The organism is Lacinutrix neustonica (assembly GCF_026625145.1).
Classification (GTDB): domain Bacteria; phylum Bacteroidota; class Bacteroidia; order Flavobacteriales; family Flavobacteriaceae; genus Lacinutrix; species Lacinutrix neustonica.
In genome coordinates, this window is the sequence record NZ_CP113088.1 from 228,325 (window position 1) to 248,632 (window position 20,308).

At 35.6% G+C, this 20,308-nt stretch carries 14 protein-coding genes and 9 pseudogenes; 22 read left to right on the forward strand and 1 reads right to left on the reverse strand.

Translation table 11 applies throughout. The annotated features are described in order from the left end of the window. The first annotated feature begins 4 nt into the window (after positions 1–4). From N7U66_RS01200 to hisIE, 22 genes and pseudogenes are all read left to right on the forward strand, one after another. Positions 5–1,235, forward strand: a pseudogene (locus N7U66_RS01200) (HD domain-containing protein). A gap of 24 nt (positions 1,236–1,259) precedes the next feature. Next, a pseudogene (lpxD, locus tag N7U66_RS01205) lies at positions 1,260–2,269 on the forward strand (UDP-3-O-(3-hydroxymyristoyl)glucosamine N-acyltransferase); the annotation flags it as partial. A 3-nt stretch (positions 2,270–2,272) separates the two neighbouring features. After that, positions 2,273–3,678, forward strand: a pseudogene (locus N7U66_RS01210) (bifunctional UDP-3-O-[3-hydroxymyristoyl] N-acetylglucosamine deacetylase/3-hydroxyacyl-ACP dehydratase). 188 nt (positions 3,679–3,866) lie between these two features. Next, entirely contained in the window at positions 3,867–4,652 is a 786-nt protein-coding gene (lpxA, locus tag N7U66_RS01215; RefSeq protein ID WP_267678591.1) for an acyl-ACP--UDP-N-acetylglucosamine O-acyltransferase, read from the forward strand. Between the two features lie 17 nt (positions 4,653–4,669). Further along, positions 4,670–5,236, forward strand: coding sequence for an elongation factor P (gene efp, locus N7U66_RS01220; RefSeq protein WP_267676978.1), 567 nt, complete (start codon positions 4,670–4,672; stop codon positions 5,234–5,236). A 6-nt stretch (positions 5,237–5,242) separates the two neighbouring features. Further along, positions 5,243–6,178, forward strand: coding sequence for a UDP-3-O-(3-hydroxymyristoyl)glucosamine N-acyltransferase (locus tag N7U66_RS01225; protein WP_267676979.1), 936 nt, complete (start codon positions 5,243–5,245; stop codon positions 6,176–6,178). Beyond that, positions 6,179–6,583, forward strand: a complete 405-nt coding sequence (locus N7U66_RS01230; protein WP_267676980.1) for a nuclear transport factor 2-like protein — start codon at positions 6,179–6,181, stop codon at positions 6,581–6,583. It begins immediately after the preceding gene. 118 nt (positions 6,584–6,701) lie between these two features. Then, complete coding sequence (gene sucD / locus N7U66_RS01235; RefSeq protein ID WP_267676981.1) at positions 6,702–7,574, forward strand: succinate--CoA ligase subunit alpha; 873 nt, start codon at positions 6,702–6,704, stop codon at positions 7,572–7,574. 466 nt (positions 7,575–8,040) lie between these two features. After that, positions 8,041–8,787, forward strand: a complete 747-nt coding sequence (fabG, locus tag N7U66_RS01240; RefSeq protein ID WP_267676982.1) for a 3-oxoacyl-[acyl-carrier-protein] reductase — start codon at positions 8,041–8,043, stop codon at positions 8,785–8,787. Positions 8,788–8,810: 23 nt separating this feature from the next. Further along, positions 8,811–9,068 carry a hypothetical protein gene (locus N7U66_RS01245; RefSeq protein ID WP_267676983.1) on the forward strand — a complete coding sequence of 86 codons (258 nt, stop codon included), beginning with the start codon at positions 8,811–8,813 and terminating at the stop codon, positions 9,066–9,068. A 25-nt stretch (positions 9,069–9,093) separates the two neighbouring features. Next, the gene (locus tag N7U66_RS01250; RefSeq protein ID WP_267676984.1) at positions 9,094–9,342 is read left to right on the forward strand and encodes a hypothetical protein; all 249 of its coding nucleotides are present in this window, start codon (positions 9,094–9,096) and stop codon (positions 9,340–9,342) included. 6 nt (positions 9,343–9,348) lie between these two features. Next, entirely contained in the window at positions 9,349–10,068 is a 720-nt protein-coding gene (locus tag N7U66_RS21195) for a hypothetical protein (protein WP_313791366.1), read from the forward strand. After that, positions 10,065–11,381 carry a hypothetical protein gene (locus N7U66_RS21200; RefSeq protein WP_313791367.1) on the forward strand — a complete coding sequence of 439 codons (1,317 nt, stop codon included), beginning with the start codon at positions 10,065–10,067 and terminating at the stop codon, positions 11,379–11,381. The genes N7U66_RS21195 and N7U66_RS21200 overlap by 4 nt, the downstream gene beginning before the upstream one ends. Positions 11,382–11,395: 14 nt before the next feature. Next, a pseudogene (locus N7U66_RS01260) lies at positions 11,396–12,209 on the forward strand (prohibitin family protein). A 247-nt stretch (positions 12,210–12,456) separates the two neighbouring features. Then, positions 12,457–13,315: pseudogene (gene hisG, locus N7U66_RS01265) on the forward strand (ATP phosphoribosyltransferase). Next, positions 13,315–14,602 (forward strand): annotated as a pseudogene (hisD, locus tag N7U66_RS01270) (histidinol dehydrogenase). Before hisG ends, hisD begins: the two co-directional pseudogenes overlap by 1 nt. Before the next feature lie 60 nt (positions 14,603–14,662). Continuing rightward, a pseudogene (hisC, locus tag N7U66_RS01275) lies at positions 14,663–15,710 on the forward strand (histidinol-phosphate transaminase). Then, complete coding sequence (hisB, locus tag N7U66_RS01280) at positions 15,711–16,844, forward strand: bifunctional histidinol-phosphatase/imidazoleglycerol-phosphate dehydratase HisB (protein ID WP_267676985.1); 1,134 nt, start codon at positions 15,711–15,713, stop codon at positions 16,842–16,844. A gap of 94 nt (positions 16,845–16,938) precedes the next feature. Further along, the gene (gene hisH, locus N7U66_RS01285; protein ID WP_267676986.1) at positions 16,939–17,520 is read left to right on the forward strand and encodes an imidazole glycerol phosphate synthase subunit HisH; all 582 of its coding nucleotides are present in this window, start codon (positions 16,939–16,941) and stop codon (positions 17,518–17,520) included. Positions 17,521–17,653: 133 nt separating this feature from the next. Then, positions 17,654–18,383 (forward strand): annotated as a pseudogene (hisA, locus tag N7U66_RS01290) (1-(5-phosphoribosyl)-5-[(5-phosphoribosylamino)methylideneamino]imidazole-4-carboxamide isomerase). Position 18,384: 1 nt separating this feature from the next. After that, positions 18,385–19,139: pseudogene (hisF, locus tag N7U66_RS01295) on the forward strand (imidazole glycerol phosphate synthase subunit HisF). A 109-nt stretch (positions 19,140–19,248) separates the two neighbouring features. Further along, positions 19,249–19,848 carry a bifunctional phosphoribosyl-AMP cyclohydrolase/phosphoribosyl-ATP diphosphatase HisIE gene (gene hisIE / locus N7U66_RS01300; protein ID WP_267676987.1) on the forward strand — a complete coding sequence of 200 codons (600 nt, stop codon included), beginning with the start codon at positions 19,249–19,251 and terminating at the stop codon, positions 19,846–19,848. A gap of 37 nt (positions 19,849–19,885) precedes the next feature. Here hisIE and N7U66_RS01305 read toward each other — a convergent pair whose 3' ends face one another. Continuing rightward, positions 19,886–20,302 (reverse strand): hypothetical protein, encoded by a 417-nt coding sequence (locus N7U66_RS01305; RefSeq protein ID WP_267676988.1) that lies wholly within the window; start codon positions 20,300–20,302, stop codon positions 19,886–19,888. Positions 20,303–20,308: the final 6 nt, after the last annotated feature.

The following is a 20,308-nucleotide window of genomic DNA, read 5'->3' on the forward strand; positions in this document are numbered from 1 at the left end:
CGTCTTGCAACTAAGTAACAAGCTCAAAATATTAAACGACCCAATTTACGGATTTATTACTATCCCTAATTCTTTAATTTTCGATTTAATCGAGCATAAATATTTTCAACGGTTACGCCGTATCACGCAAATGGGGATGAGTTATTTGGTCTACCCAGGAGCCCATCACACCCGTTTTCATCATGCCATAGGTTGCATGCATCTCATGCAAAAAGCAATACAAGTGCTTCGCTTTAAAGGGGTTGAAATTAATAATGATGAGCAAAACGCATTATTAATAGCAATTTTATTGCATGACATTGGTCATGGCCCCTTTTCACATGCCATGGAGCATAGCATTGTAAATGGCATCTCCCATGAGCATCTTTCAATGCTTTTTATGGAAGAATTAAACACAGAATTTAACAACGATTTAACGTTGGCTATTCAAATTTTTAAAGGGGACTATCCCCGTAAATTTATGTGCCAGTTAATTTCCAGCCGAGATAGATATGGATCGAGCAGATTATCTAAAGCGGGATAGTTTTTATACGGGAGTTGCCGAAGGTAATATTAATAGTGAACGCCTGATAACAATGCTTAACGTTAGAAATGATGCGCTAGTGGTGGAGAATAAAGGCATCTATTCTGTAGAAAAATTCTTGGTGGCAAGACGTTTAATGTACTGGCAGGTTTATTTGCATAAAACAAGTTTGTCTGCAGAGCAGTTACTCATTCGTGTCTTAAAGCGTGCTAAAGAATTGACTAAAGAGGGTCTAGTTTTGTCTGCAAGTAAGCCCTTACAGTATTTTCTTCAGAATGAAATTGCGTTAATGGATTTTACCCTAGAAAGCCTTGAGACGTTTTCAAAATTAGATGATTATGACGTTATTTCGGCCATGAAAGAATGGCAATATCATGAAGATTTTGTGTTGAAAAATCTCTGTAGTATGATTATAAATAGAGATTTGCTGAAGGTTAAAATTAAAAAGAAAGCTATTAAGCCGTCTTTATTACTTCAACATAAAAAAGAATTAATTGAAAAATATAATATTTCTGAAACAGAGGCAGATTACTTTGTGTTCACTGGCGAGATTTCAAATCAGGCATACACACTAAAAAAGCAAGGAATAAATATTTTACATAAAAACGGAAAGATTGAAGATATCGTTAAAGCATCAGACCAATTAAATTTAAAAGCGCTGTCTAAAACAGTGACTAAATATTATATCTGTTATCCAAAGGAAAAATTGTGATTATTTTTTCTATTTTTGCGTGAGATGAAGTTTACAGCAGAACAAATAGCAGGTATACTAGAAGGAGAGGTTGTGGGTAATCCACAGGCTGAAGTTTCTAAGTTATCAAAAATCGAGGAAGGTGTTGAAGGGACCTTGACCTTTTTGGCAAACCCTAAATACACACATTATATATATACAACGAAAGCAACTATAGCTATAGTAGGTAAAGATTTTAAGCCGAACAAGCTATTTCAACCACTTTAATACGGGTTGAAGATGCTTATAAGTCATTTTCAAAACTACTAGAATATTACAATCAAGTTAAATTAAATAAATTCGGAATAGAGCAACCCGTATCTATTGCTAAATCGGCATCACTGGGGAAGGACATTTATGTAGGTGCGTTCACATATATTGGTGAGAATGTAAAAATTGGAGATAACGTAAAAATTTTCCCAAGCAGTTATATTGGAGATAATGTGACGATTGATACTAATACTGTTTTGTTTGCAGGTGCTAAAATTTATTCAGAATCGATAATCGGCAAGAATTGTGTTATTAATTCCGGAGCTATTATTGGAGCAGATGGTTTTGGGTTTGCACCTAATGCAGCTGGCGAATACAGTAAAATACCCCAAATAGGAAATGTTATTATAGAGGATTTTGTTGATATAGGTGCGGCAACAACTATCGATAGGGCGACTTTGGGTTCTACAATCATTCGTCGTGGTGCTAAATTAGATAATCAAATTCAGATCGCTCATAATGTTGAAATAGGTAAAAATACGGTTATTGCGGCGCAAACAGGTGTTGCTGGATCTACCAAAATAGGAGACAATTGCCAAATAGGAGGACAAGTGGGATTTGCGGGGCATATAAGCATTGGCAATAACGTGAAAATACAAGCGCAATCCGGGATTGGCAGAAACATCAAGGATAATGAGATTTTACAAGGATCACCGGCCTTTAGTTATGGTGATTGGAATAAGTCTTATGTATATTTTAAAAACTTGCCTAAACTGGCAAAAACCATAAACGATTTAGAAAAAAAGGAAATGGCGATAGTTAATTCAGACATAAAACAAAAAACCATAGACAAAGAAGTGTCTTTAAAAGGTGTTGGTTTACACACTGGAAATGAAGTAACGCTAACATTTAAACCGGCGCCTGTAAATACAGGTTTCGCTTTTAAACGTATAGATTTAGAAGGAAATCCTATTATTGAAGCAGATGTCAACTATGTCACCAATACTCAACGTGGCACCTGTTTAGAAAAAAACGGAGTCATTATTCAAACCTGTGAACATGTGCTTGCAGCATTTACTGGTCCGGATATTGACAATGCCATAATTGAACTCGATAGTGCCGAACCTCCAATTATGGATGGTTCTTCTAAGTTTTTTGTAGAGGCTATTGAAAGGGCAGGGATAGTGGAACAAGAAGCCTATCGTGAAGAGTACGTGGTCAAAGATGTTATTTCTTATACAGATGAGGATACGGGAAGTGAAATTTTAGTAATGCCATCAAAGGAATATCAAGTTACTACTATGGTAGACTTTGGAACCAAGGTTCTTGGCACTCAAAATGCAACGCTAAACCATTTATCTGAGTTTAAAGAACATATCTCAGATTCCGTAACCTTTAGTTTTTTACATGAATTAGAATCATTGTTGGAGCACGGTCTCATTAAAGGAGGTGATTTGAATAATGCTATAGTTTATGTGGACAAGGAATTGTCTCCTGAAACTATGGAAAAACTAAAAATTGCCTTTGGTAAAGATAGTATCTCTGTAAAGCCAAATGGTATTCTTGATAATCTAACGTTGCACCACCCTAACGAGGCAGCAAGACATAAATTGTTAGATGTTATTGGTGATTTGGCTTTGGTAGGGACACGTATTCGCGGAAAAGTGATAGCCAATAAACCAGGCCACTACATCAATACACAGTTTGCAAAGAAACTTTCAAAAATTATTAAAAACGAAAGAAGAAATAATGTACCGAGGTTGATTTGAACCAAACACCTGTAATGGATGTGAATCAAATTATGGACATGCTGCCTCACAGACAGCCGTTCTTATTAATTGACAAAATTTTTGAACTTTCGGAAAACAAAGTGGTTGGAATGAAAAACGTGACAATGAATGAGCCGTTTTTCGCAGGACACTTTCCAGGAGCTCCAGTTATGCCAGGAGTCTTAATAGTTGAAGCGATGGCACAAACAGGAGGTATATTGGTATTGAGTACAGTTCCAGATCCTGAAAATTATTTAACGTTTTTTATGAAAATAGACAAAGTGAAGTTCAAACAAAAAGTGGTCCCTGGTGACACTTTAATCTTCAATTGTTCTCTCATTACACCAATAAGACGCGGTATTTGCCACATGCAAGGATATGCATACGCAAATGGTAAACTTTGTGCTGAAGCTGAGCTAATGGCGCAAATTACAAAAGTAAAATAATCTTAAAAACAACAGTACCGGTGTCGCATTATATTTTTTAGAAGTAAAACACTAAATTGCGAATACGTTGTCACCAATTAATAAAGGAGTACTATTAAAATGAACAGAGCATATCACAGGTTTCTCTATGAAGTAAAACCTTTAAAATGCAAACTCATTTTTACCAATTAAAAAATTATATTATAAAAATGAATCAACCCCTAGCATACGTACACCCAGGAGCTAAAATTGCTAAAAATGTAGTGATTGAGCCTTTTACAACAATTTCTAATAATGTTACTATTGGTGAAGGCACTTGGATTGGTAGTAATGTTACCATCATGGAAGGTGCTCGTATAGGTAAAAACTGTAATATTTTTCCAGGCGCAGTTATTTCTGCAGTGCCTCAAGATTTAAAATTTAATGATGAAGATACCACTACCGAAATAGGAGATAACGTTACTATTAGAGAGTGTGTTACCATTAATCGTGGTACGACAGACCGGATGAAAACGGTTATTGGTAACAATTGCTTGATTATGGCATATTGCCATATTGCACACGACTGTGTGGTTGGTAATAATTGTATTTTCTCGAATAACAGCACCTTAGCAGGTCATATTAATGTTGGAGATTATGTGGTATTGGCTGGAATGACAGCCGTTCACCAATTTTGTTCTATTGGTAATCATGCCTTTGTTACGGGAGGGTCGTTAGTAAGAAAAGATGTACCGCCTTTTGTAAAGGCTGGGCGTGAGCCATTGTCTTATGTGGGTATTAATTCTGTAGGCTTGAGACGAAGAGGATATACAACAGATAAGATAAGAGAGATTCAGGAAATATTCAGAATATTATATCAAAAAAATTATAACACTACGCAAGCTTCAAACATCATTGAAGCAGAAATGGAAGCAACCACTGAGCGTGATGAAATACTGCAGTTTATCAAAAATTCTCACCGAGGGATTATGAAAGGTTACTTCAAATCAAATTAAAAATTAAAATAAAAATTATGGCGAGTACTTCAGATATTAGAAACGGATTATGTATCAAATATAATAATGATATTTATAAAATTATTGAATTTTTACATGTGAAGCCAGGAAAAGGCCCAGCATTCGTAAGAACAAAAATGAAAAGTGTTACGAATGGAAAAGTTTTAGACAATACCTTTTCTGCAGGACATAAGATTGAAGATGTTCGTGTGGAAACGCATAAATTTCAGTTCTTATACCATGATGGGGAGTTTTACCATTTCATGAATCAGGAAGATTATACTCAAATTCGTTTGTTAGAAGCGGCTTTAGATAAGCCGGAGTTAATGAAAGAAGGTGAGGTGGTTACCGTATTAATTAATACTGAAGATAACATGCCGCTTTCAGTAGACCTACCTGCAAGTGTGGTTTTAGAAGTTACTGCTACAGAGCCAGGGGTTAAAGGAAATACGGCAACTAATGCCACTAAACCAGCTACTATGGAAACAGGAGCAGAGGTAAATGTCCCTTTATTTATTAATGAAGGAGATAAAATTAAAATTGAAACCGATAAAGGAACTTATAAAGAACGTGTTAAAGAATAATTTTCATTGAAATTCTCTAAATCACATACTCTCAAGGAAATAGCACAAATTATAAATTGTAATTATGTTGGCGCAGACGATTTTCAGGTTTTTGGAATGAACGAGATTCATGTCGTCGAAACTGGGGATATTGTTTTTGTCGATCACCCTAAATATTACGATAAAGCACTACAGTCTGCAGCAACAGTTATTTTAATAAACAAAGAAGTAGACTGCCCTGAAGGGAAGGCTTTATTAATTAGTGATGATCCGTTTAGGGACTTCAATTTATTAACGCAATATTTTAAACCGTTTCAAAGCGCGAATGTGAGCATTTCTCCTTCAGCAAAAATCGGGAAAAACACCATCATACAACCCAATTGCTTTATTGGTAACAATGTTACGATAGGTGATAATTGTGTTATACATGCCAACGTCACGATTTATGATGACGCCGTGATTGGAAACCATGTTACCATCCATTCCGGGACTATACTGGGCGCTAGTGCTTTTTATTATAAAAACAGACCTACGGGTTTCGATCCATTAATTTACGGCGGACGCGTCGTGATTGAAGACCATGTCGATATTGGCGCTTTATGTACTATTGATAAGGGAGTTACAGGGGATACAACTATTGGAGCGGGGTCTAAATTGGATAATCAAATTCAAGTGGGGCACGATACCATCATAGGTAAAAAATGTTTAATAGCCTCTCAGGTTGGTATTGCTGGCTGTTGCGTTATAGAAGACGAAGTGACTATTTGGGGGCAAGTGGGTACCAACAGTGGAATCACCATTGGTAAAAAAGCAGTAATTCTTGGTCAAACCGGAGTAACAAAATCTGTTGTAGGAGGTAAAAGTTATTTTGGGACTCCTATTGAAGAATCTAGAGTGAAATTAAAGGAACTGGCGTATGTCAAGCAAATCCCTAATATTATTGATCAATTAAAAAGCAAGTAGATGTCTGCAAAAGAAATAGTTAAAGCCTTTTATAGCTTAGATTTAGCAAAAGAAGATACCGCGATAGACATGATACACAAAGGGTGTGTGATGCATTGGAGTAGTAGCAAGGGGTTTACCGAGCTGAATTACAATGAGATTAGTGACATGTTGCTAAGTGTGCGTCAATCATTTTTGTCTTTCAAATACAAACTAAGTCATTTATTAGAGGATGGAAATACGGTAACTGCCGGATATACAATATATACCACAAGCATTGAAACGCCTCATAAAGAAGATGCTTTAGCGCATTTTATCTCTATTTGGGAAGTTAAGAATAAAAAATTATATAAATGCTGGGAGATAAGTCAATTGGTCGATGATAATCCTAAGGGCATATCTTCATTTTCGGAAATAAAAATTTAAAATAGATTTAAAAAATCGCTATCAAAAACTTACTTTTGTGGCGAATTAAATAAAAACAACTCCATTTTGATTTCCTTTAAGGAAATGTCTAAAAGACAATGGGACAAAAATTAAACAAATGAGCGTTTTAGTAAACAAAGATTCAAAAATAATAGTTCAAGGTTTTACAGGTAGTGAAGGGACTTTTCACGCTGAACAAATGATTGAATATGGAACAAATGTTGTTGGTGGAGTGACTCCAGGAAAAGGAGGGCAATCCCATTTAGACAGGCCTGTTTTCAACACTGTTGAAGAAGCGGTTCAAAAAGCGGGAGCAGATACAAGTATTATTTTTGTGCCACCTGCTTTTGCTGCAGATGCTATTATGGAAGCTGCAGATGCTGGAATAAAAGTAATTATTTGTATTACTGAAGGCATTCCAGTGGCAGATATGATCAAAGCTTCAAATTATATAAAAGGAAGAGCGTGTCGTTTGATAGGACCTAACTGTCCAGGTGTTATCACACCAGGGGAAGCAAAAGTTGGTATTATGCCAGGTTTTGTTTTCAAAAAAGGAAAAGTTGGTATTGTTTCAAAATCAGGAACATTAACCTATGAAGCAGCAGACCAAGTGGTAAAGCAAGGGTTAGGAATTACTACTGCCATAGGTATTGGTGGAGATCCAATTATTGGAACTACGACTAAAGAAGCTGTTGAATTGTTAATTAATGATCCGGAAACCGAGTGTGTGGTTATGATTGGCGAAATTGGAGGCCAATTAGAAGCAGACGCAGCTAACTGGTATAAAGAAAGTGGCAGTAAAAAACCAATTATTGGTTTCATTGCTGGAGAAACAGCACCTGCAGGTCGTACAATGGGTCATGCTGGAGCCATTGTTGGAGGTAGTGATGATACAGCCCAAGCTAAAAAAGAAATCATGAGAGCTTGTGGTATTCATGTGGTAGATTCACCTGCTGAAATAGGTAAGAAAGTAAAAGAAGTTTTAGGATAACATTTTAATAATAGGATTTTCCCTGTTAAAAAAATATAATTTAGAAACGTTATTAGTTCGTTGACTGTCTTTTAGTTAACGAACTTTTTTTTGATCAATAAATAACCAAAAATGAAGCACTTAAGGCTGGTGGTATGCTTTTTATTTTTGCTACTATTTTAGTTGCAAAACCGAGAGTGACAACACAAAGGCTTATAATACCACAGAACAACTAGATGTCTTCGGTTTTAATGATATATAAATTATAAATCTACCAGATTGCGTTTGTACACTTCACAAAATTAGGTAGACATGCTGTTTATTTAATTATAAAAAATTAGAACTATAAAACGACAGCTATTTTGGCGCCCTTAATAAGGCGGGTAATTGCAATAGAACCTCATAATTGAAAACAAATTATGAGGTTTTTTATTTAATACTCATTGTAATTACTATATTTGAACGACTAATAAATTAAAGAAAATTAATGAAACTTTTAGACGGTAAAACAGCAATAATCACAGGCGCAAGTCGTGGCATTGGTAAAGGTATAGCGGAAGTTTTTGCACAACAAGGTGCAAATGTAGCCTTTACATATAGTTCTTCAGTTGAAGCAGCTAATGAATTAGAAAAAGAATTAAACGCTTTAGGAGTAAAAGCGAAAGGATATAAGAGTAACGCGGCAAGTTTTGATGAGGCTCAAGAATTAGCTGAAGTAGTATTAAAAGAGTTTGGAAGTATTGACGTATTAGTTAATAATGCCGGGATTACAAAAGACAATCTTTTAATGCGAATGGGTGAAGAAGATTTTGATGCTGTAATTGAAGTGAATTTGAAGTCTGTATTCAACATGACAAAAGCGGTACAACGCACCATGCTTAAACAACGCAAAGGCTCAATCATTAATATGAGTTCGGTTGTTGGTGTTAAAGGAAATGCAGGACAAACCAATTACGCAGCGTCTAAGGCAGGAATTATTGGCTTTTCAAAATCGGTAGCTTTAGAGCTAGGATCTAGAAATATTAGAAGTAATGTGATTGCGCCTGGATTTATAGAAACTGAAATGACTGCTAAATTGGATGAAGAAACAGTGAAAAGTTGGAGAAATGCTATTCCTTTAAAACGTGGTGGTACACGTGAAGATATTGCCAATGTTTGTGTGTTCTTAGCTAGTGATATGTCTGCTTATGTCACTGGGCAAACCATAAACGTAGATGGAGGCATGTTAACTTAAAATTTAAACTAAAACTAAAGCAAATGAAAAGCATTTTACTAGTGTTAGCACTTATTATAAATACGGTTGTTTTTTCGCAAGATTGGACGACTTACCATAATAAAGACTTTAATTTCAGTGTAGATTTACCTGGTGAGCCAAAAACAATGGAGCAAGAGGTGCCAACAGAAGTTGGCGATCTAACGATGCGTATGTTTATGGTCGATGCTTCTGTTTACGAGGGGAGTAGTAACCTAATGTATATGGTTATTCATACTGAATACCCTGTCAATCCGAGATAAGCTTGAGGAGAGTGATGTTCAAACTATGTTAGATGGTTCTGTAGATGGAGCGGTTGGTAACGTGCAAGGAAAACTTGTTTATGCTAATAAAACGGAATTAAATGGTAGTCCGGGCCGGGAGGCTAAAATTGAAGTGCAAGGGGCTTTTATGTATATGAATATGTATGTAAAAAACAATGCCTTATATGCTATTCAGACTATTTGCTTAAGTGAAAATGATGAAAATGAAGATATTAAAAAGTTTTTCAGTTCATTTAAATTAAATAATATGTAATAGCCATTGTCTTTACAAACACTCATATTTATCATTCTAGCTGGAACCCTCGCGCTTTTATTAGCATGGTTCCAATATAAGTACAAAGCAAAAGGCGATTCTAAAAAGAATGGTCTTTTTGCTTTTTTACGTTTTATAAGCGTTTTTGGGGTTTTATTGCTACTTATTAATCCCGAATTTGAACAAGTCACGGTTTATAATGAGAAGCCTAATTTGGTCGTTGCGGTAGACAACTCTAAGTCTATTCCGCATTTAAAACAAGCAGAATCGGTCTCGGAGATTGTAGCAGCTATTAAAAACAACGAAGCATTAAATAAAGCATTCAATATTGATGTATTTTCTTTTGGTAGCGTTCTAAGTACGAATGACTCACTACATTTTACTGAAGAACAAACAAACATAGACAAAGTCTTTAGTGCGCTCAATCAGATATATAAAAACACCATAGCGCCAACCGTTTTAATAACAGATGGTAATCAAACCTACGGTAATGATTACGAGTATTCTGCAAAGCAATATAAGCAACCGGTTTATCCTGTTGTAGTAGGGGATACAACAACGTATGTCGATTTAAAAATCAAGCAACTTAACGTTAATAAATATGCTTTTTTAAAAAACAGGTTTCCTGTAGAAACGATTGTGATATATAATGGAGACGAGACTGTCAATACTAAAGTTGTAGTGACTTCGGCAATACTACAGTGTTCTCAAAACCCATCACGTTGAGCAAAGTTGATAATTCACAAATTCTTAACTTCACTTTACCAGCTAACAGTGTTGGCGTAAAAACCTATCGCGCTACCATTTATCCAGTAGTAAGCGAAAAAAACAAGAGTAATAATAGTAGGAATTTCGCAGTAGAAGTCATTGATGAAAAAACAAATGTTGCGATAGTAAGTAGTGTTTTACACCCGGATTTAGGGGCTTTGAAAAAGAGTATCGAAAGTAATGAACAGCGGCAAGTGGTCTTATTAAAACCACAGGAAGCAATAAAGGATTTAGATGACTTTCAACTCGTTATCCTGTATCAACCAAACCAGACATTTAAAATTTTGTTCGAGGCATTAGAGCTTCAAAATAAAAATCAATTTATTATCGCGGGACCTAAAACCGATTGGCGGTTTTTAAACACAGTAAGCCGGAATTATCAACAAGATATTAATAGTGTAAAAGAAGAGTATCAAGCGACTTTAAACACAAACTATAATACTTTTATCGTTGATGATTTAAATTTTGAATCGTTCCCTCCTTTGCATTCCGCCTTTGGAGATCTTGAGTTTTCTGTTCCGCATGAAACAATTCTTTATAAAAAATTAGGAAGCCTCCGGACCAAGCAACCGCTGTTAGCCACTTTTGAAACCAATGGTAAACGAGAGGCGATTCTGTTAGGTGAAAACATTTGGAAGTGGAGAGCGCAAAGTTTTGTAAACGATAAGAACTTTATGGGGTTTGATAATTTTTTAGGCAAACTGGTTCAGTATCTGTCATCTAACAAGAGAAAAAACAGGCTGAATTTGGATTATGAATCGTTTTATCAAGGCAATAATAATGTCAATATCTCAGCACAGTTTTTTAATAAAAATTATGAGTTTGATACCAGTGAGAATTTGAATATTACGGTAACAGATAAGTTGACAAAGCAGTCACGAACCATTCCTTTGATTCTTAAAAACAATAATTATCAAGTCGATTTAAGTAGTTTACCAGCTTCAGACTATAGTTTTACAGTAAAAGCAACAAGCGAAAACATTTCAAAGGCAGGAAACTTTAAAATTTTAGAGTATAATGTAGAGCAGCAGTTTTTGAATGCCGATGTGGCCAAATTAAAGCGGTTAGCGACTCACAGTCAAGGGCAAAGCTATTTTATTAACAATTATACATCACTTTTTGACAATTTAATTAATGACAATCGCTTTAAGCCAATCCAAAAAAGCAGTAAAAATATTGTACCTTTAATCGATTGGAAATACTTATTAGGCCTAATCGTCTTAGCCTTAGCCATTGAGTGGTTTCTAAGAAAATATAACGGATTAATTTAAACAAAAAATAGCACATGGAAAGATTACCAAAAATAGGAATACCAATTATTATAGGATTTATTATACTTGTTATTATTTTAGCAAAATCGGCAGTAACCATTGGCTCAGGAGAAGCGGGTGTACTTTATAAAACATTTGACAATGGTGTGGTTACAAACAAACCACCTTTAGGCGAAGGATTTCATATTGTGGCACCTTGGAACAAAGTGATTGTTTACGAAGTACGTCAACAAGAACTTTTTGAGAAAATGAAAGTATTATCATCAAATGGATTAGATATTATATTAGAAACTACGGCCTGGTATATGCCAAATCCAGTAGATTTAGGGAAATTGCACCAAGAAAAAGGGGCAGATTACCTAGACCGTATTATTAAACCAGCATTGAGATCGGCAGCAAGAAGTGTCGTTGGTCGTTATACACCGGAGCAACTGTATTCTAGTAAAAGGGATATTATTCAAAATGAAATTTTTGATGAAACAAAGAAAATTCTTGATGATCAGTATATTATTCTTAATGATGTTTTGGTTAGAGACGTAACGTTACCAGCAACCATTAAAGATGCTATTGAACGTAAACTAAAACAAGAGCAGGAATCCTTAGAATATGAATTTAGACTGGTAACTGCTGCTAAAGAGGCTGAAAAAGTAATTATTGAAGCTGAAGGAAAAGCAGAATCGAACCGTATCTTAAGTGCGTCTTTAACCGATAAAATTCTACAAGATAAAGGTATTGATGCCACAATGAAATTAGCAGAATCACCAAACAGTAAAATTGTGGTTATCGGTTCGGAGATTCGGATTACCAATTATTTTAGGCAACCAATAAAATTATTATAAAAGACTAGGATTTGTAATAATTATTTTACAATCTTTGTAAAGAACAAAAACAAAATGAACTTTATTCAATCACATCATCATCATTTTCATACTTGCCATCAAGCGAGCTGAAAGTGTATTGAATAAAATCAACATATTTTTAAACCCGTTTGAGCGAATCAAGCGGGTTTTTTATTTTTAACCTTTTTTGATTTTGCTCAAATTTAATAAAAGACCCCGCTTTCTCGGGAATCATTATGAGTAAATTAAAAATTGCAGTTCAAAAATCAGGGCGCTTAAATGAAGATTCCATGGCGCTTCTTAAAGACATTGGCATTTCAATAGACAATGGTAAAGACCAATTAAAAGCCGCCGCAGCTAATTTTCCCTTAGAAGTTTTTTATCTTAGAAACGGGGACATTCCACAATATTTAAGAGACGGAGTGGTCGATGTTGCGATCATTGGAGAGAATGTGCTCATAGAAAAAGGGCAGGAGTTAGTTATTGCCGAACGTTTGGGCTTCTCAAAATGTCGCGTGTCTATTGCTGTTCCTAAAGCCTCTAAAGCGAAGTGTTTAAAAGATTTAGAAGGCCAACGCATCGCGACTTCTTATCCCAATACGGTGAATCAGTTTTTAGAGCAGAACAACATGACTGCTCAATTACATATTATTAATGGTTCAGTAGAAATAGCGCCTAATATTGGTCTCGGCTGATGGCATTTGTGATATTGTTTCAAGTGGAAGTACCTTATTTAAAAATGGATTAAAAGAAGTAGAAGTCCTTTTAAAATCTGAGGCCGTTTTAGCTGTTTCTCCCAATATTTCAAAGGACAATCAAAAGCTTTTAGAAAAATTACAATTTAGAATTCAATCGGTTTTAAGAGGTCAAAACTCTAAATACGTGCTATTAAATGCACCAAATGACAAACTCGAAGAGATCATAAATGTCCTACCAGGCATGAAAAGCCCAACGGTTTTACCTTTGGCAGAAGCGGGTTGGAGCTCTGTGCATTCAGTCATTGATAAAAATCAATTTTGGGAAGTCATTGATGAACTTAAAGAAAAAGGTGCACAAGGCATTTTAGTTTGTCCAATAGAAAAAATGGTACTCTAATGAACATTATAAACAATCCAAAAAAGAAAGATTGGGCAGAGCTTTTAAAGCGTCCAACACAAACGGTAGATGATATTGAAACCACGGTTAATCAAATCTTCGATGATGTAAAAAGAAATGGGGACAGCGCCATTGCGAAGTATACGCAGTTGTTTGATGGGGTGAATTTAGAGTCTAATGTCGTCTCTTCAAAAGAAATAGAAGACTGCGGGAGTAAGATTCCGAAGCCTTGAAGCAAGCCATTAAAAAAGCAAAGTCAAACATAGAAACCTTTCATAACGCTCAAAAAACAGAGAAAGTTTATGTAGAAACGATGCCCGGTATTGCCTGTTGGCAAGAAAAACGACCAATTGAAAAAGTAGGATTGTATATTCCAGGAGGTACCGCACCCTTATTCTCTACGGTTTTAATGTTGGCCACACCGGCAAACATCGCAGGTTGCAAAGAGCTCGTCTTGTGTTCTCCGCCAAATAAAGAAGGTAAAATCGCGAATGAAATTTTGTACACTGCTCAATTATGTGGTGTCACAAAAATCATAAAGGTTGGTGGTATTCAAGCAATTGCGGGAATGACTTTTGGTACTGAGAATATGCCTCAGGTGTATAAAATTTTCGGACCAGGTAATCAGTTTGTTACTGTTGCAAAGCAATTGGCTACAAAATTTGGAGTGGCAATAGATATGCCTGCAGGGCCTAGTGAATTATTAGTGGTTGCAGATGATACCGCAAATGCAGCCTACGTGGCTTCCGATTTATTAAGCCAGGCAGAACATGGTAGTGATAGTCAGGTTATTTTAGTCTCAACATCACACAAATTAATAGCAGCGGTGTCAAAAGAAATTGATGCTCAGTTAGCGGTACTTCCCGAAAAGCGATGGCCGCAAAAGCGATTGAAAACTCTAAATTAATTTACGTTGAGGAGGAGACTACAGCTTTAGAACTAATTAATGAATATGGCCCTGAGCATTTTATAATATGTTGTAAAAATGAAGATTTATTTATTAACAACATTAGCAACGCAGGATCCGTGTTTATTGGTAATTATACGCCAGAAAGCGCAGGCGATTATGCTTCGGGAACCAATCACACCTTACCAACCAATGGGTTTAGTAAAGCGTACTCAGGAGTCAATTTAGATAGTTTCACAAAGAGTATTACGTTTCAGAGAATATCAAAAGAAGGGCTATTAACCATTGGGAATACTATTGAATTGATGGCAGAAGCTGAAGGCTTACAAGCACATAAAAATGCAGTTTCCATACGCTTAAAAGATTTAAAAAATGAATAATTTAAGGTCTACAGTTAATCGAAATGCAGGCCACGTGCTCCAAGTTAAAAAAACGCAGTAATGGAAAAGATATTTAATTTAAACGCCTTAGTGAGAAAGAACATAAATGCGTTAAAACCCTATTCTTCAGCGCGCGATGAATACAATAGCGAAACTCAAGACATGGTGTTTCTTGATGCTAATGAAAACCCGTTTAATACTGGTATGAATCGCTATCCAGATCCGCACCAATTAAAAGTAAAACAGTTACTGTCTAAAATCAAGGGCATATCAACAGAAAACATACTACTTGGTAATGGGAGTGACGAAGTTTTAGACTTAATCTTCAGAGCTTTTTGTGAACCCAATGAAGACAATGTGATCACATTACCGCCAACATACGGGATGTATGAAGTCTTGGCAAATACAAATGCCATTGACGTTATAAACGTGGCGTTGTCCAATGGTTTTCAGCCTAAAGTGGATGCGATTATCGCGGCTTCAAATAACAAGTCTAAAATCTTGTTTTTGTGCTCGCCAAACAACCCAACGGCCAATAGTTTTGACGCTTCAAAAATAGAAAGTCTTTTAAAAGCATTTGAAGGTGTCGTTGTGATTGATGAAGCCTATATAGATTTTTCTAATGAAGAAAGCTGGGGGAGTAGATTACATGAGTTTCCAAATTTAGTAGTGACCCGAGACACTTTCAAAAGCATACGGTTTGGCAGGAATTAGACTTGGTATTTGCTATGCTTCTGTTGAAATTATTGAGACCTTAAAAAAAATTAAGCCGCCGTATAATGTTAATGAGTTAACCCAACAAAAAGCAATAGAACGCTTGAGTGTTATGGCTGAAGTAAACCATGAGATTACGGTTTTAAAAGAAGAGCGAGAAAAACTAATAGTAGAATTAGAGCCTATTCATTTTGTTGAAAAGGTGTACCCTTCAGATGCTAATTTTTTGTTAGTAAAAGTCGATGATGCCCAAAGAAGATATGAACAATTAATAACTAAGGGGATTGTGATTCGCAATAGAACCAATCAACCCCTGTGTGAAAATTGTTTGCGATTTACCGTAGGGACAAGTAGTGAAAATAATAAATTGATTGAAACATTAAAAGTATTGTAGATGAAACGTGTATTATTTATAGATAGAGACGGAACGATTATAAAAGAGCCGGCAGACGAACAAATTGATGCGTTCGAAAAATTAGAATTCTATCCCAAAGTATTTCAATATTTAAGTAAAATCGCTAAAGACTTAAACTTTGAACTTGTGATGATTACCAATCAGGATGGTTTAGGGACCGAGGTGTATCCCGAAAACACGTTTTGGCCAGTGCACAACTTTATTTTAAAAGCTTTTGAAGCTGAAGGGGTTGTTTTTAAAGAACAATTTATAGACAGAACGTTCGCAAAAGACAACGCGCCCACTCGCAAACCAAATACTGGGTTGTTGACGCAATATTTTACAGAAGAGTATGATTTAAAAAATTCTTTTGTGATAGGTGACCGTTTAACAGATATAGAACTGGCTAAAAATTTAGGTTCCAAAGGGATTTTTATAAACGATAATACACATTTGGGAACAGATGAGATCACTGTAAAACGTGAGGCTTTAAACGATTTTATCGCATTAGAAAGTAATGATTGGGAAGCGATTTATAAGTTTTTAAAAACGGAAGAACGTACAGGTAGCGTTACCCGAAACACAAACGAGACCAAGATTCAAATTGATTTAAATTTGGACGGAACCGGTAAAAGTGAGATTGATACCGGTATAGCATTTTTCGATCATATGTTAGACCAAATTGCACGCCACGGTCAATTGGATTTAATCATTAAAGTAGATGGTGATTTAGAAGTTGACGAACACCATACTATTGAAGATACAGCCATTGCTTTAGGTGAAGTATTCGCTGCAACTTTGGGTGATAAGTTGGGTATTGAGCGTTACGGATTCTGTTTACCAATGGATGATTGTTTGTCTCAAGTGGCAATAGATTTTGGAGGCAGGAACTGGTTGGTGTGGGAAACCGAATTTAAAAGAGAAATGATTGGTAAGATGCCAACCGAGATGTTTTTTCATTTTTTCAAATCCTTTACAGACGGGGCAAAATGCAACCTAAATATTAAAGCGCAAGGTAGTAATGAACACCACAAAATTGAAGCGATATTCAAGGCATTTGCAAAAGCTATTAAAATGGCAGTTAAGCGGGATGTAGAAAAAATGATTTTACCAAGTACTAAAGGAATGCTTTAAATCTCTTAGGTATTCTCCATGTAATGTGGGGTCTACAAGGAATATAAAAGGTTAAAATTTTTCGTTGACACGAAAATGATAATAAAAGTTTTAAATGAAATTAGTAATAATAGATTACGGTGCAGGAAATATTAAAAGCATTCAATTTGCTTTTAAACGCTTAGGTGTGGATGCCATTTTATCTAATAATCCGGATGAAATAAAAGCAGCAGACAGTATCATTTTCCCCGGTGTTGGCGAGGCGAGCAATGCCATGCAGATGTTAAAAGACTCAGGATTAAACGTGCTAATCCCTACGCTAACACAACCTGTTTTAGGTATTTGTTTGGGTATGCAACTCATGTGTAAGCATTCTGAAGAAGGTAATACCAATGGTTTAGGTATCTTTGATGTGGATATAAAACGGTTTTCTCATGCAGTCAAGGTACCACAAATGGGATGGAATACGATTTCAAATTTAAAATCAGAATTATTTAAAGGCATAGAGGAAGACGCTTTCATGTATTTGGTGCATAGTTTTTATGCAGAACCGTGTGAAGAGGCTATAGCTACTACATATTACGAATTTGATTATGCCTCCGCTTTGCAAAAAGATAATTTTTACGGAGTCCAATTTCATCCTGAAAAAAGTAGTATTGCAGGAGCCCAAATTTTAAAGAATTTTTTGACGCTTTAGTAGGTTTGTCTAAAGTATGTTTTAGAATTTAATAAAAAAAAATAAGAGAATGCAACACTGTGTACAATCGTGTTGTTTTTGAAAAATAATAATTAATTTAATTAGATTCCCCCGTTTTATGGGGATAAAAACGATGAGAATAATACCAGCAATAGACATAATCGATGGTAAATGTGTAAGACTTACCAAAGGAGATTACGACACTAAAAAAATATACAATGAAAACCCGTTAGAAGTTGCTAAGGAATTTGAAGGGGCAGGCATTCAATATTTGCATTTAGTAGATTTAGATGGAGCGAAAGCAAAACACATTGTTAATCACCGGGTCTTAGAGCAAATAGCAAGCAAAACCGACCTTAAAATTGATTTTGGTGGTGGATTGAAAACGAATGAAGATTTGCATATAGCCTTTAATTCGGCGCTAAACAAATCACAGGAGGGAGTATTGCCGTTAATGATAGAGAAACATTTGAAGGTTGGGTGTCCAAATATGGAGCACAAAAAATTATATTGGGAGCCGACTGTAATAACGAAAAAATAGCCATTAGTGGTTGGCAGATGGAAAGTAATTTAGAAGTGATACCATTTGTAAAAGACTATCAGAAAAAAGGGATTAAATATGTTATCTGTACAGATATTGCTAAGGACGGGATGTTGGAAGGGCCTTCCTTTGAATTGTATCAAAAAATCATTGCAGAATGTAGTCATAGTGACGGTCAAACAATAAAGTTGATTGCTTCGGAGGAATTTCAACTATTGACGAGTTACCAAAATTAAGAGAAATGGGCTGTGAAGGCGTGATTATTGGTAAAGCGATTTACGAAAACAAAATCAGCTTACAACAACTACAACGCTTTTTATAAGATGCTTACAAAACGAATCATTCCATGCCTAGACATTAAAAACGGAAGAACTGTTAAAGGGGTTAATTTCGTAAATTTAATTGATGCAGGTGATCCTGTCTCACTTGCCAAACAGTATGCTGAAAAAGGAGCAGATGAGCTCGTATTTCTCGATATTTCGGCAACATTGGAAGGTAGAAATACAACTTTAGAAATGGTATTATCTGTTGCAGAACAAGTTAATATTCCTTTTACGGTTGGTGGCGGCATTTCATCTATAGAAGATGTAGACCGATTATTAAAAGCCGGTGCAGATAAGGTTTCTATTAATTCTTCAGCAATTAAAAGACCGAACTCATTAATGAATTATCCAATAAGTTCGGAAATCAATGCATTACGGTGGCTATTGATGCGAAACAGATAGCAGGAGAATGGATGGTGCACTTAGCTGGGGGAAGCATTCCTACCAAATTGAATTTATTCGATTGGGCAAAAGAAGTTGAAACAAGAGGCGCTGGTGAAATTTTATTTACGTCAATGAATAATGACGGGACAAAAATGGGTTTTGCATACGACGCATTGGCAAAGCTATCGAATGCACTAAACATACCTATTATTGCTTCGGGAGGTGCAGGGACTATCCAACACTTTGTTGATGCCTTTGAAATAGGGAAGGCAGATGCAGCATTGGCGGCAAGCGTGTTTCATTTTGGAGAGATTCCTATTTTAGAACTAAAAGAAGAATTACGGAATAATAATATAGCGGTTAGGCTTTAAATTTCACAAAACCAATTCCAATGTGTGTGATCATCAAGCAAAAGTATTTATTATGCTTTACATAAAAAAAGTACAAGAAAATCGTAAGTAAATCGAAAAAAAAATTACAATGAATATAGATTATAGTAAAAATATGGAGGGTTTAATTCCTGCTATCATTCAAGACGCAACAACAAAAAATGTTTTAATGTTGGGCTATATGAATGAAGCAGCGCTTGAGAAAACAAAAGAGACTAAATTGGTTACTTTCTTTAGCCGGAGCAAGCAGCGTTTATGGACTAAAGGAGAAGAAAGTGGTAACGTTTTAAGTTTGGTTGATTTGAAGTTGGATTGCGATAACGACACGCTTCTCATTCAAGTAAATCCAAAAGGCCCCACGTGTCACAAGGGAAGCGATACCTGTTGGGATGAAAAAAACGATGAAAATTTTGGTTTTATTTCTAAACTGGAAAGCACTATTGAAGACCGTAGAATGAATGCTACCGGGGAACAATCATATGTCGCTTCCTTATTCGAAAAGGGAATCAATAAGATCGCTCAAAAAGTAGGAGAAGAGGCCGTAGAGGTGATTATAGAAGCCATGGATAATGATGATCATCTTTTTTTAAATGAAAGTGCAGATTTGTTGTTTCATTATTTAATGTTATTACAAGCCAAAGGCTTTAAGCTCAATGATGTTGTAAACGTCTTGAAAGGACGGGAAAAATAAAAAAGCACCAGTGAATTTCTGATGCTTTTAAAGGATTTTAATTTAACCAGCCTTTTTTTGTGGCATATTTTGAAAAATATACTAGAGCAAAAGCGACGATAATTATTATAGGGGTCATAACATCAGCCTTATTGAGACCAAAAACGATATAACTCATTTGTATTACTACGGCTATAGCTCCAATAAGTAATATGAGGTAAGCCCATTTTTTTTTCAGCAGTAACGCCATGCTGCCTAATGTTCCAGCGAATACAGCGATGGCAAATACAAAGGTGTACCAAGATGGTAAATTGGCATATATGTCTTGTTGCTCTTGTGGTAAATTCGCCATTATTTCTGACGTCATGCTTATTTGAGCAAAAAAAGCACCTATACCTAAAATGTTCCAAACAAGAGCAACAACACTTACAATCCAAAACCACATTGGTGGTTTAATTTTTGATAATTCTGTCATAATTGA